Source organism: Shewanella sp. 1CM18E, assembly GCF_023161665.1.
Lineage (GTDB): Bacteria > Pseudomonadota > Gammaproteobacteria > Enterobacterales > Shewanellaceae > Shewanella.
Map to the genome: position 1 here is coordinate 63,354 of NZ_JALNTW010000003.1, position 13,520 is coordinate 76,873.

The window sequence follows — 13,520 nt, forward strand, 5'->3', positions numbered from 1 at the left end:
GGAGCATCGATGGTGGCACAAGTAGTAAGTGGTTTATTTTTAAAAGCCAATGAAGTGAGAGTAGTGAGCTTGTCTGGCAGCCGCAGCGAGCACCAAGTTATAGCACCTAAAGTGAATAAATTCAGTTTGCTTAAAAACCCGCAGCAGGCTGATGTAAAACAGTTTATAGCTCAGCTACAAACTTATTTGGCTGAACATAATGTTGAAAAAGTGGTGTTGAACCGACGAGCAACGACTGGGCAAGGTGCTGGTGGTGCTGGGACGTTTTTAATGGAAGGGGCGATCTTAGCAAGTATTGATATTGCAGTAGAGTTTGTTCACCCAGCAACCCTTAGAGCCACAGATAAACGCTGTGGTGCACTAAAACCTGCTAAACCTACGACGGTTGATTTAGGAAAAGCCTATGATTTAGCATTTGAGGCTTTAGTGGATTAGTATCGACAAGTAAAAATGATCTTTTGTCGGCGACCTGCGTATCACAAGTTAACTAACGATTTACGCTGGCATCGCTTACTGATGAGCTTAGCTAAGTAAACGGAACTATTTAAAAGGGATAGGTAGATAACCATGATTAAACTGCTTTCAAAACTGACACTAACTGCACTTTTTTGTCTGTCTTTTACGGCTCAAGCAACTGATTTAAAAGTTGGCGATGTTGCGCCTAATTTCAAGCTACAAGCAACAGATGGTCACTTTTATCAATTGAGTGATTACAAAGGTAAACAAAACCTAGTGCTAGCTTGGTATCCAATGGCGAACACCCGAGGCTGTACTTTGGAATGTAAGTCGCTAGTGGAAAAGGGTCATCTTATCCGTAAGTACAACGCGGTTTACATGATGGCGAGTGTGGATGATTTAGAAGACAATCAAGCATTTGCTCGTGAGCAAAAAGCAGACTTTCCAATGCTAAGTGACCCGACTAAAGAGACTGCCAAGGCTTATGATGTGCTCAATCTTGTACGTGTTGCCAACCGAGTGACATTTTACATTGGTAAAGATGGCAAGATCCTAAAGATTGATGAAGACATTAACGCTAAGACTGCGGCTGAAGATATCGCGGCAACTCTAGCTGAGCTTAATGTTGAAAAGGCTGAACAAGAGTCTGAGCCAAACATTAGTGAAACAGCACAAGTTGAATAAGCTCTTTAGCTAACAGTTTAACGCAAATAATTAAAGCCCCGTAATACCACTATTACGGGGCTTTATACTGCAAGGTATTCACTTCTTTTTCGGCTAATTAAGTCGATTAATACTGGTCTTTTAATACTCGTCTTCGGTTTCACCTTGAACGCGGGCTTTACGCTCTTGTTCTTCCTCAAATGCTGCCTGAATCTCTGCTAGCACTGAATCGATATCTGCGCTGTGTTCACTTTCAACAAACTCGCCAGTAAGCTCGGTATCTGGTGTTAACTTACCTGACTCAAACTTAAGCCACATCTCTTGTGCGTATTTGCTTTTACGCAGTGACGGTGCGAATTGGCCATAATATTGGGTCATATTATTCACATCACGTAGTAGCATACGCTTGGCGTTATTATTTGCGGCAGCATCAACGGCTTGTGGCAAATCAATAATCACAGGGCCAGTATGATCCAGCAACACGTTAAACTCAGATAAGTCACCGTGAATAAGACCTGCACATAGCATTCGCTGCACATCTTTCATCACCATTGCATGATGAGCAATAGCGACCTCTGGCGTCAGGGTGACATCGTTAAGTCGTGGCGCAACGTAACCCGCTTCATCGGTAATGAGCTCCATTAGCAATACGCCGTCAAAACAGCCGTAAGGGGTCGGTACTCTTACGCCTGCGTAGGCAAGCTTAAATAGTGCATCCACTTCAGCACTTTGCCAGGCTTGTTCTTGTTCTTGGCGGCCGTAGTTAGAACCTTTTTCCATGGCTCTTGCACGGCGAGAATTACGACTTTTGCGTCCTTCTCTATATTCGACCGCTTTTTTAAAGCTGCGTTTATCAGCTTCTTTATAAATTTTTGCGCAGCGCACATCGTCGCCACATCTAACTATGTATACATCGGCCTCTTTGCCGCTCATTAATGGACGAATCACTTCGTCAATTAGTCCTTCATCAACCAGAGGTTGGAGTCGTTTTGGGGTTTTCATAGCGCTCTTATACCTTAGTTGGCCCAGCGATGGAAAGGATTGAATTATTATCGCTGAAAAAAATGGTATTTATCGCTAATACTAAGGGGATTTTGTTAACGCTTTTCGGTTGTCGCAACGGCTACAGTTCCTTTTAGTGGCGCAAGTGAGCGGTTAAGTTTTTGAGCCAAAATAATAGCCCCGACATTACTGTCTTCAAAAGCAAATTGGTGCAGTTGAATTGCTGGTGCTATCCCAACACCCGAGATCAGTTGACCATCTGGGCTATACACTATGCCACTGCTTAATTCGAGCTCAATTCCGCTGTGGGGCAAGGTCACTTTATAACGCGGGCTTAAGCTGCCGCGAGTGGCGCTGCCTACAAGCTCAACATTGGGCCAGTTTTGAGCCGCAAGGGCTATCCATTCGCACTCTTGTTCGCAGTCGCTATCAATTAACAAACTAAGCCGAATCTGCTCTGATGTGGCGGCAGGTATAGTTTGTGTGTTTATTTTGGGCTTATCATTTATTTTAGTGGGAGTATGCAGACGAGCTTGAAAGTCACTCAATGCCGTGGATTGTTTGAGCTGATTATCAAAGCCTTGATTAATCAGGTTAGTTTGTTCAAAAAAGTTGAGTTTATTAACCGAAGTAAAATGCTTGGGTAATTGCTCTGCACGTGAATGTGAGTGGCGCTTGTACTGCAGTACCCCAATTGTTTGCGGTTGGTTGGGCTGACCAAAGTGCATTTTTAGCCACGCCATTAGTTGTGGTTGCGGCTGCTTAATGGTGCGAATATCTATGGCTAAAGGCTGAGTATTTGGTTCGATAGGTTTTGCTAATAATTCGCTTAGTTCATCAAGAGTGGCAGGGGCAATACTGTCGTTTAAGCGGATGAGCTTGTGAGCTATTTGGGATTCAAGTGAATGAGTCTCTGGCGAATGCTGCTTAGTTATTGCAGCAGGCTCAGGGATGGCGCGAGTCAATTTAACAGTACGCTGTATCTGATTATCACCGTTACTTAAGGTAATGATACTGTCTGTTTTGTAGGGTAGGCCTATATCTTGTCTTAGCTTGGAGATTTGTTGTAGCCAGTGTACCTGAGCCGCACTAGAGAGTTTTACGGAGTCAGCTAGGTATGCTTGGCTGGCAATTACCCAGCGTTGTAGTGGGAGGCCATCGATATGAGTGATGTAGGGGAAGTCGAGATATAACTCTTGGGCTATAGCTGAGTGATTTAGCTTATCTGATGCATTTATCTTCCCTGATTCATTTATCTCAGTAGGCTTATTTCCGCTAACTGACAAGGCATGCCAGTGTTGACCATCAAAGCGCAGGATTAACGGTAAAAGCAACGCGGATTCATTTACAGCAGGGCGTGTGATGCTGGCCCCTGGGTCATTGAGTTGACTGATAATGCTTTGTAATGCGTGTTCTAGCTCTATAGTTTGGCTCAGCTGAGGTGCTGTTTTAGCCAGTTTTTGGCTTGATTGGGTGACAGATTCTAGACTTGCTGGCTTTATTACTGCAAATGCCGAGTGCTGCTTAATAGCATTTAAAAATAATGCGATATCTTGCTGGTATTGCTGCGGGGTTAATTCAGTTTTTATGCTAGATGGCGAAAATGACAGGTAAATAAGCTGAGCGGCACTCATGCAAATGAGTACCGCAAAAGCGTTAATGATCCCCTTAAAGCTCAAAGTCATAATCCACCCTAAACAAATCAGCTCTGTTGCACTTTTTTAGGTGCTGTTTATATAGCGTATCTCTTATTGCGGGCTCTTATTCTTGCGAGCTCAGCTTTAGCGTTATAAAAACTATTCAGATCTGATTTAGATGTTGTTGATATCGAGCTTTATGCGTCATGACATAATATTTAGTCTTATTACAAAATGTCGTTAATCGACACCCCGATACCAATTCGTTGGTTATGTACATTGTAGTCGATTAAACTTTCACCGTAGCCATTAAAGTACTGGGTATATAAACGTAAGTTGCCTAAAATAGGGTAGCTCCAGGTAAACTCCACTGCACCATGGCTTGGATGTTGAATAAAATTACGCAACATTAACGTAAATCTATGTTCATCAAGCCCATATACCCCAGTGAATTCAATATTGCCCATGTAGTCGTTTATGTCAGGGTTATCGTCTCCTCGTGGTGATTCAGGCGTTTCTTTTTCATCTTCAGGAATACGCCACCAAGCTTTAGCCTCTAATGCAAACGGGCCGTTATCGAATACCATCATGCCGTATAATCGATTCCAACTACGTGATCGCGAGCCTGACTGACCATTAGACTGATGAACTGCACCGACTCCCCAAAACGAGTTGGTTAATGGGCCTAGTTGCCAGTCGTTAGTGAACACCATAAATATCTCAGGTTCGTGGTTGGTTTCTCGAAAGGGTGAAGAAATATCTTTGTTATATACCTGCCAATAGGATTGGTTGGTATAGGCTGCAAACAGGTGACCATTATCGCCAAATACGTTGTGCCAAAGCGGGAATTTGAAGCTGATTTGAAACTTAGCTTCCATGTTATCTAAGGTAAATGGTTGTTCACTGGCTTCTTCCTCAAACGGCGCCATGTTTGGTGACTTACTATAGGTCACAGGCAGAATATAATTCACTTTATGTGGGGTGATCACATAGGGCAGATCGCCGGTGGCTTTTTCATCGGAGATCCGCTCATCTACTAATGATTGCTGTTTTTTCGGCGAAACTTCTATCTCTGTTTCGGCTGGTTCTGTTTTAGGTTGCGCCTGTAGGCTAAACGCGCAGCCTAAACCTATAGCTAACAATAGCGCAGCTGATTTGTTCATAACATTCCCTGAATTTTAAGTTGAATTACAGCTTTTATTGTTTGTAAGAGATTCTACCTAGCTAAAAGTTGCTTTAACAGTGGTTAAGCAAGTTAGTAACATTTATGCCTACGCTTTGTGATTGTTGATAGATAGCAATCGAAAAGGTTTTGGCTAGATTGAAATGCGATAACTTAGTGCTAAAAAACACGAAATAGTGGCTATGGCCTAGCTAGGATTTATAACGGAAATAGTTAAGTTCTTATTTTACAGATAGTTATGGTGTTTTCTTGTGTTGTAGAGAATTAATGCTAACAAGCTAAATAACAAAAAGTTATAAAAAGTAATAAATTTCTATTTATTATGGAATAAGGAGGCGGCTATATTTCAGCATAACAAATAAGAGTGAGGAAGCGTTATGGAGATTGTAGCTTTACCCGGTCAAGCCGCCACAGGAAAAGTCTGGCTAGTTGGCGCGGGGCCTGGTGATGTTGATCTACTGACAGTTAAAGCCTTTAGAGTTCTGCAAAGTGCCGATGCAGTGCTATATGATGCCCTAGTCAGTGAAGATATCCTTGCGCTTATTCCAAAGCATGCTGAAAAAATTGCAGTGGGTAAACGAGCGGGTAAGCACAGTGCTGCTCAGAGCGAAATTAACCAACTGCTGGTGACCAAAGCTTACACCCGAAAAAATGTGGTGCGCTTAAAAGGTGGTGATCCATTTATCTTTGGTCGTGGTGGTGAAGAGCTTGAAACCATTGTTGCCGCTGGTGTCGACTTTGAAGTTGTCCCGGGGATCACGGCCGCTAGCGGTACCGCTGCTTATGCGGGGATCCCACTGACCCATAGAGATTATGCTCAAGGGGTTAGTTTTATCACTGGACACTGCAAGCTTGAAAGCCGCCCTATGGATTGGCAAGCATACGCTAACCCTAACAATACCTTAGTGGTGTATATGGGGATCCTTAACGCCGAGTTGATTAAACAAGGATTAATGGGGGCTGGGCGAAGTGCTCAGACTCCTGTGGCTATCGTATCGAAAGCGACAACATCAAATCAGCAAACCTTTATCGGCACCTTAAACAATATTGATGAATTAGCCAATCATCCAGATCTTGTGATGCCAGCCTTAATGGTGATTGGCGAGGTAGTAGAGCTTGCCGGTAGCTTAAATTGGTTTACCCCAGATAATAGCCAACTCAATAATCCTGAGTTAGCCGCACAACTTAAATAATTGATTGAAGAATACGGAGAACTAGCATGGGCGCAAAAGAGTTAAGCCATTTGCAACAACTGGAAGCTGAGAGCATTCAAATTATTCGCGAAGTGGCGGCTGAATTTGATAATCCTGTGATGATGTATTCCATCGGTAAGGACTCTTCTGTGATGCTTCATCTAGCTCGCAAAGCATTTTATCCAGGAAAAATCCCCTTCCCACTGTTGCACGTCGATACAGATTGGAAATTTAAAGAGATGATCGCGTTTCGCGATGAGCAAGCGAAAGAATTTGGCTTTGATCTGTTAGTACACAAAAACCCAGAAGGTTTAGAGCTAGGGATTAACCCATTTGAACACGGCAGTGCTAAGCACACCGACATAATGAAAACCCAAGGCTTAAAACAAGCACTGAACAAATATGGTTTTGATGCTGCTTTTGGTGGCGCACGCCGTGATGAAGAGAAATCGCGCGCTAAAGAGCGAGTGTACTCGTTCCGCGATAAGCACCACACTTGGGACCCAAAGAATCAACGCCCAGAGCTATGGCGTACTTATAACGGTGCAGTAAATAAAGGTGAAAGTATTCGTGTATTCCCGCTATCAAACTGGACTGAGCTTGATATTTGGCAGTACATCTATCAAGAAGATATTAAGTTAGTGCCACTGTATTTTGCTCAAGAACGCCCAGTTGTTGAGCGCGATGGCATGATGATTATGGTAGACGATGACAGAATGCCATTGGCTGAAGGTGAGCAACCAAAGCAAGAGTTAGTGCGCTTTAGAACTTTAGGCTGCTACCCACTAACGGGGGCGATGCATTCAGAGGCTGACACGCTAGAAAAGATTATTGAGGAGATGTTGTTGACTCGCTCAAGTGAGCGTCAAGGACGTCTTATCGATGCTGATCAAAGTGCCTCTATGGAGCTTAAAAAGCGTCAGGGATATTTCTAATATCCCGTAAGGGATGTGGCTAAAGAATTCTAAGGGATCATTATGAACCAAGCAGTAACCAATAACGCCCGCTTAGCGGCAGAACTTGAAGATTTAGGTGTTAAACAATACCTGTCATTACAGCAAAATAAGGGCCTATTACGCTTTTTGACTTGCGGTAGTGTTGATGACGGTAAAAGCACCTTAATTGGCCGTTTATTACATGACAGCGCCCAAATTTATGAAGACCAGTTAGCAAGCTTAAAAAGTGATAGCGCTAGACTTGGCACCACAGGTGAAGAAGTCGATTTAGCCCTGTTAGTTGATGGTTTACAAGCTGAACGTGAGCAAGGTATTACCATTGACGTTGCTTATCGTTACTTCTCAAGTGACAAGCGTAAATTTATTATTGCCGATACCCCAGGTCACGAGCAGTACACGCGCAATATGGCAACCGGTGCTTCAACCTGTGACTTAGCGGTTATCTTGGTTGATGCGCGTTATGGTGTACAAACTCAAACTCGTCGCCATGCTTTTATTGCTTCACAACTGGGTATTCGCCACTTTGTTGTAGCGGTAAACAAAATGGATTTACTTGGCTTTGATGAAAAAGTCTTTAACGATATTCAAGCTGAATTTGCCGAGTTTGCCGAGCAATTAGGTGACTTGGATATTCGCTATGTGCCGCTATCAGCACTTAAAGGCGACAATATTGTTGATAGTAGTGAGCACACGCCTTGGTATGACAGCGGTACATTGCTACACCTTTTAGAGACCATAGATACACGTCGTGAACTAACGAGTCTGCCTGTGCGTTTTCCGGTGCAATATGTTCAGCGTCCCGATTTAGATTTTCGTGGTTTTTCAGGCACATTAGCATCTGGCGTAATTAATGTTGGTGATGAACTGGTGGCACTGCCATCGGGTAAACGCAGCAAAGTGGCGCGTATTGTGACTTTTGACGGCGATCTTGAACAAGCGATTGCTGGGCAAGCTGTGACCTTAACCCTTGAAGATGAGATTGATATTTCAAGAGGTGACTTGCTATCACAGGTTGATAACGCACCTGAACTTGCGAACCAGTTGACTGCTGACATTGCTTGGATGGATGAAAAGCCATTACAGGTTGGCCAGCTTTATGATTTAAAAGTGGCGGGCAAAAAACTTCAGGCGAGCGTGGCTAAAGTAGATTATGTAGTTGATATTAATACGCTTGAACGTAACCAAAGCAATGATATTGGTTTGAACGATATGGCTCGAGTAACCCTAGAGCTTAATGAGTCGATTGCAATTGACCCTTATACGCTAGTACGTGATACCGGCGGCATGATCTTAATCGACCGTTTATCAAATGCCACAGTTGCAGCAGTTATGGCCGTTTCGAGTAAAAGAGAGCAAAGCAGTACTCAACAATACAGTGATTTTGAGTTAGAGCTTAACGCGCTTATTCGTAAGCAATATCCACACTGGCAAGCAATCGATATCAGCAAGGTTGACCGTTAATCATGGCTGATTTGTGGGTGTTATCGTGCATATTATTTGCCTTAGTCGCCGCCTTAATGGCGGGGCTATGGACACCTGCAGCTTTGTTTTTTATTGCTTCATTAACCACTTACCTATTAGGCATGGTTGAGCTGGAAACTGCGCTTGCAAGTTTTACTAATGCCAGTTTAGTGACTTTAGTGCTGCTAATTATGTCGACAGCAGCACTGGAGAAAACCTCTTTATTGGGTAAGTTAAGCCAAATGGTTGGTCGCGGATCTTTAGCGTCAACCATGGCAAAGTTGGGCCTTTCTACGGCATTACTATCGTCCTTTACCAATAATACCGCGGTGGTTGCATCGCTTATTGGTGTGGTGCGGCGTAATCAAGCTCACGCGCCAGCCAAGTTACTATTGCCGCTGTCTTATGCGGCGATTTTAGGTGGCACGCTAACCTTAATTGGCACCTCAACTAACCTAATCGTTAACTCCTTTGTTGAAAATGCTGGCCTTGTGCCATTGGGCTTTTTTGAGTTCTCGATGATTGGGATAGTTATCGTTACCGCTGGTGTTGGGTTGCTGGTTTTGCTGGCTAACTGGTTACCAGATAGACGTGAAGAAACCGCTGATGAAACCTTACCTTATTTACTTGAGGCAAGAGTGGCTAAAGAGTCACTACTGATTGGTCACAGTGTGCAAGATAACCGTTTACGCGCACTAAAGAAGTTGTACCTTGTAGAGCTTGAGCGCAGCGGTATTCGCATTTGCCCGGTGCCGCCACACTTAGTGCTACAAAGTGAGGATGTATTGCGCTTTAGTGGCGCGGTAGAGTCGGTGGAATTACTTCATCAATTTGATGGTTTAGAGTGGTTCGGTAAGCAGCAGGCAAAAGGACAAAATCTGATTGAAGCTGTGTTGGCACCAAGCTCTAGCCTAGTTGGTCGCTCCTTAAAAGAATCGACCTTTAGAGAGAAATTTGATGGTGCGGTTCTCGCCATTCGTCGCGGTCATCATCCGCTTAAAGGCGGTTTAGGCGATATAGAGCTACAAGCGGGCGATGTATTACTTATTACCCCTGGTGACAGCTTTAGTCGTAATACTAAGTTGGCATCTGAGTTTGCCGCAGTAAGCGGTTTAGACTTAAGCGTCAGGCTAGATCCGCGCCGAAGCCAATGGGTTCTTGGTGGTTTTCTTATTACCATTTTGGCGAGTTTGACCGGTGTTTTACCGCTGGTTAAAGGGCTTATCTTACTGTTGATGAGCTATATAGCGATTGGTGCGGTCAGCTTGTCGGAGCTTAAGCGGCGTTTTCCGTTTGAGCTAGTGGTCATAGTGGGCAGTGCGTTGAGCTTAGCGAATTTGATGTTATCGACAGGGCTGGCTGATGATATTGCGACATTTATTCTTGGTTCAATAAATGGCTACGGCGTGTTTGCCGCGTTTGTTGCTGTGTATTTAATGACATTGTTGTTAACAGAGCTTATTACCAATAACGCTGCTGCCGCACTGTCTTTTCCGGTCGCCTATGCCATCGCAATGAGTTATGGCGTCGATACCAGGCCATTTATTTTAGCCGTTGTTTTTGGTGCGAGCGCTAGCTTTATTTCACCTTACGGTTACCAGACTAATTTGATGGTGTATAACGCGGGTAATTACCGATTTAGTGATTTTGTTAGGGTAGGCTTGCCTTTATCAGTGCTTTATTCCGCTATCGTATTGTTATTGGTTCCAGTGTTTTTTCCTTTTTAATTAAGGCTATGCAGGGCTAAGTTGAATTGAGTAGAAATTGATATTTCGAATATTGAATTTAGCGAATTTTACAGCTGTATTTATAGATAGAATTTTGGGAGTTTTTATGTCTGATATTGTTTGGCACCAACATAGTATCGATCAGCAATCGCGTGCAGAGCAAAAAGGGCAGAACCCTATTTTGTTATGGTTCACCGGCCTTTCAGGTTCTGGTAAATCGACCTTAGCTGGAGCGCTAGAGCGTGCACTGTTTGATGCCGGATTTCATACTTATTTGCTCGATGGTGACAATGTACGCCATGGCTTATGCAAAGATCTAGGTTTTAGCTTGGATGACCGCGATGAGAACTTACGCCGTGTAGGTGAAGTGGCAAAATTGATGGTAGATGCAGGTTTAGTAGTGCTGTCGGCCTTTATCTCTCCGACTCGCGAAGAACGTGAGCGTGTGCGAGCATTATTTGAAGACGGCCAGTTTATTGAAGTGCATGTTTCAACGCCAATTGAAGTGTGCGAAGCGCGTGATCCAAAAGGCTTGTACAGTAAAGCGCGCGCTGGCGAGATTAAAGATTTTACTGGGATTTCTGCACCATACGAAGTGCCTACTGCTGCGGAGCTCACCATTGACACAAGTAAAGGTGATTTGGCTAATCAAGTACGAGCATTACTAGACTATTTAGCGGCGATTCAAGTGATTGATTCTGAAAAGTTAAAAGCGGTAGTTTAGCGACGACTTATAGAAACTAAAGAGATGGGCTGCACTTTTGCAGCCCATTTTTATGCTTGAAGACTTACAGTAAATCGAGGTTATTCAACTTTAAAGTCATGTGAAAACAGGGCTTTCATTGCTTTGATGTAGCTTTTATCGGTATTGAAATGGACTAATTGAGCCAGTTCATCACCGATAGGGGTAAAGCGGTAATAGCTAAAAAATAGTTGGCCGCTTTTTGGTGTTAGCTTGAGCTTGCTATCGCCAATTGCAAAGTGGATTGGGGTTTTACTGCTAAGCAGTCCAGTTTCTAACTCACTGCGATGTAACAGTCCTGCATCGACTAAGGTGAGGATATTGGAGTAGGGCAGGCCAAACTGCGATAAGCCAATATTTCTTGAAGTGGCTTTTTTAAATAATTGCCCAAATCCACCTGCATGTCTAAAGCCGATAATGAGCTTGAAGCGGCTTTCGGTATTGATAAGCACTGACATGCCTAAGGCCTTTTCTAAAATTTGCGCCTCTTTATGGGTTAGCTGCTTTAGTGTGCTTAATGTGCGTAGGCTAAAATTTCCCGGTGAGGTGATTTCATTAGCTAATATTCTCCCCCATAGCTCCTGCATTTTTCGATTATGGATTTGCTCTGCTAGCTGAAAAAACTGATGCGCCCAGTCCGGATCAAGATCGACACCAGTGACATCTGACGGAGTATGGCTAATGGCAATTTTGTAAATGGTTTCTAAGTTTTCTTGGTATTGGCAAGCTAACTTTTGCGCGCGAAATGTAGCTCGCTCAGCAATCGATGCATTGCTTGCACGGTAGTCATCCTCACTTGCTAATCCTAACATTCGCCCGAGCAGTAAAGCCTTTTTTCGAGCTGATGCATCAGTGGCTTTATTGCTATCTTTTGTTGCATGCGCCACCGCGCCGTCTGTTGCTGTTTCAACCATGGAGCCATTCGCCATTATCAATAATTGTTATTACGCCAATTGTGTTATCTAAAAACAGTTAACTCATACTCGGCTAACTATGGCCGATAGTAATTAAATTATCGGCAATCACTATTAATTCTTGATAGCCGTTAATTTGCTGCACTTGGTCTCACTTTACCAAAGTGGGCAACTTCTTCACCTTGGTCGGGATGACGCGGTACGTTAAGCGCTAACATCAGTGAGCAAACAGCAAATCCTGCACCGATATAAAATACCATTTGCGGCGATGTTAGCCATAAAAAACCGAGTAACGCGGGGATCACGACTGCTGCAATATGGTTAATGGTGAAGCTAACAGACATAGTTGCTGCAATATCTTTAGGATCTGCAATTTTTTGAAAGTAGGTTTTCATCGCAATGGCCATAGCAAACAACAAGTGATCGATTACATAGAGGGCTGCGGCTAATTCAGCTTGTTCAACAAGGGCATAGCTAACAAATACAGCGATAAGACCAACATACTCAATAGTTAACGCATTTCGCTCACCAATGCGGCCAATAAAACGGCCGATAGCAGGGGCAAATAGCAGGTTCACCACATAATTTATTAAAAATAGCGACGTAATTTGGGTGATGCTATAGCCAAACTTTTCAACCATCATAAAGCCTGCAAACACCATGAAAATCTGTCGCCTCGCCCCTGAAAAGAAAGTCAGCATGTAGTAAAGCCAATAGCGTTTTCTTAGGATGATTTTCTTATGCTGCATCTCACCTTGGTTAAAGTTAGGAAAGTAATAGCTAATCGTTAGCACCATTAATAATCCTAAGCTGCCGATAATGGCGTACATCCATTGATAGTCGAGCTTTAGCCAGCTCATGACTAACCAAATACTGCCATAGCCCCCAAGAGCCGCGGCGCTGCGCCATGCTAATGCCTTGCCCATAAACGCAGCTGTGTCTTGTTTATCTACCCATTGCAGAGTCAAAGATTGGTTTACGGTTTCAAAATAATGAAAACCTACCGACATCAATACGGTAGTGATATAGAGACCTAATACTTGTGGGAAAAAGCCGGTAATAGCCACACCGATACATAAAACCGCGAGAGATAATAGCGCAAACGCCTGCTCTCGGATCAGCAATAAAACAAAAATAGCGGTAAAGGCAAGAAACCCCGGTACTTCGCGCAGGCTTTGCAAAATACCAATTTCTGCACCGGTAAATTGCGCTCGCTCAATGACAAAGTTGTTCAATAATGCCTGCCATACAGCAAACACCAGTGACATGATAAATGTCATCCATAGGAGTAGTTTTTGAGGATCATTTCTCATTGGAGTTCCTATCAGTCACTTGCAAACCGGTTGATTTCAGTGCTGCTTTTCTTGGGGATTTAGGCGAAAGAGCAGTATACATGAGTCATCTCTTATTATTAGACCTGAGCGGTAATGAGCTGGTGGCAATAGTAACAATTTACGCATCAGTTGTTTGATCCCCCTTTTTATAAGCTAAATAGCAGGACCTCCACGGTTGGCAATATTTCGCCATTTAGCCCTCGTCATTATTGAGTCATTGATTGTCACTGGTTTTGAACTGTCCCCTTCTTT

12 protein-coding genes are annotated in these 13,520 nt (G+C 43.5%); 7 read left to right on the forward strand and 5 right to left on the reverse strand.

Annotated elements, in window-relative coordinates:
• Positions 1–9 precede the first annotated feature (9 nt).
• Positions 10–435 (forward strand): DUF3010 family protein, encoded by a 426-nt coding sequence (locus tag MSG37_RS05850; protein ID WP_248469647.1) that lies wholly within the window; start codon positions 10–12, stop codon positions 433–435.
• A gap of 132 nt (positions 436–567) precedes the next feature.
• Complete coding sequence (locus MSG37_RS05855) at positions 568–1,140, forward strand: redoxin domain-containing protein (protein ID WP_248469648.1); 573 nt, start codon at positions 568–570, stop codon at positions 1,138–1,140.
• A 120-nt stretch (positions 1,141–1,260) separates the two neighbouring features.
• Here the strand turns inward: MSG37_RS05855 and MSG37_RS05860 are convergent, their stop codons facing one another.
• The 3 genes from MSG37_RS05860 to MSG37_RS05870 all read right to left on the reverse strand — a co-directional run bounded on the left by MSG37_RS05860 (position 1,261) and on the right by MSG37_RS05870 (position 4,921).
• The gene (locus MSG37_RS05860; protein WP_248469649.1) at positions 1,261–2,121 is read right to left on the reverse strand and encodes a PA4780 family RIO1-like protein kinase; all 861 of its coding nucleotides are present in this window, start codon (positions 2,119–2,121) and stop codon (positions 1,261–1,263) included.
• 95 nt (positions 2,122–2,216) lie between these two features.
• Positions 2,217–3,806 (reverse strand): S41 family peptidase, encoded by a 1,590-nt coding sequence (locus MSG37_RS05865; RefSeq protein ID WP_248469650.1) that lies wholly within the window; start codon positions 3,804–3,806, stop codon positions 2,217–2,219.
• A 179-nt stretch (positions 3,807–3,985) separates the two neighbouring features.
• Positions 3,986–4,921, reverse strand: a complete 936-nt coding sequence (locus MSG37_RS05870; RefSeq protein ID WP_248469651.1) for a phospholipase A — start codon at positions 4,919–4,921, stop codon at positions 3,986–3,988.
• Positions 4,922–5,318: 397 nt separating this feature from the next.
• Here MSG37_RS05870 and cobA point away from each other — a divergent pair, with 397 nt between their 5' ends.
• The 5 genes from cobA to cysC all read left to right on the forward strand — a co-directional run bounded on the left by cobA (position 5,319) and on the right by cysC (position 11,002).
• Positions 5,319–6,134 (forward strand): uroporphyrinogen-III C-methyltransferase, encoded by an 816-nt coding sequence (gene cobA, locus MSG37_RS05875; RefSeq protein ID WP_248469652.1) that lies wholly within the window; start codon positions 5,319–5,321, stop codon positions 6,132–6,134.
• Positions 6,135–6,160: 26 nt separating this feature from the next.
• Entirely contained in the window at positions 6,161–7,069 is a 909-nt protein-coding gene (gene cysD / locus MSG37_RS05880; protein ID WP_248469653.1) for a sulfate adenylyltransferase subunit CysD, read from the forward strand.
• A 42-nt stretch (positions 7,070–7,111) separates the two neighbouring features.
• Positions 7,112–8,551 carry a sulfate adenylyltransferase subunit CysN gene (gene cysN, locus MSG37_RS05885; protein WP_248469654.1) on the forward strand — a complete coding sequence of 480 codons (1,440 nt, stop codon included), beginning with the start codon at positions 7,112–7,114 and terminating at the stop codon, positions 8,549–8,551.
• A gap of 2 nt (positions 8,552–8,553) precedes the next feature.
• Entirely contained in the window at positions 8,554–10,278 is a 1,725-nt protein-coding gene (locus MSG37_RS05890) for an SLC13 family permease (RefSeq protein ID WP_248469655.1), read from the forward strand.
• A 106-nt stretch (positions 10,279–10,384) separates the two neighbouring features.
• Positions 10,385–11,002 carry an adenylyl-sulfate kinase gene (gene cysC / locus MSG37_RS05895; RefSeq protein ID WP_248469656.1) on the forward strand — a complete coding sequence of 206 codons (618 nt, stop codon included), beginning with the start codon at positions 10,385–10,387 and terminating at the stop codon, positions 11,000–11,002.
• Positions 11,003–11,082: 80 nt separating this feature from the next.
• On the opposite strand, the gene MSG37_RS05900 is transcribed toward cysC, so the two are convergent.
• The gene (locus MSG37_RS05900; protein WP_248469657.1) at positions 11,083–11,934 is read right to left on the reverse strand and encodes a TIGR03899 family protein; all 852 of its coding nucleotides are present in this window, start codon (positions 11,932–11,934) and stop codon (positions 11,083–11,085) included.
• A 131-nt stretch (positions 11,935–12,065) separates the two neighbouring features.
• Positions 12,066–13,247 carry an MFS transporter gene (locus tag MSG37_RS05905; protein ID WP_248469658.1) on the reverse strand — a complete coding sequence of 394 codons (1,182 nt, stop codon included), beginning with the start codon at positions 13,245–13,247 and terminating at the stop codon, positions 12,066–12,068.
• Between the last annotated feature and the right edge of the window lie 273 nt (positions 13,248–13,520).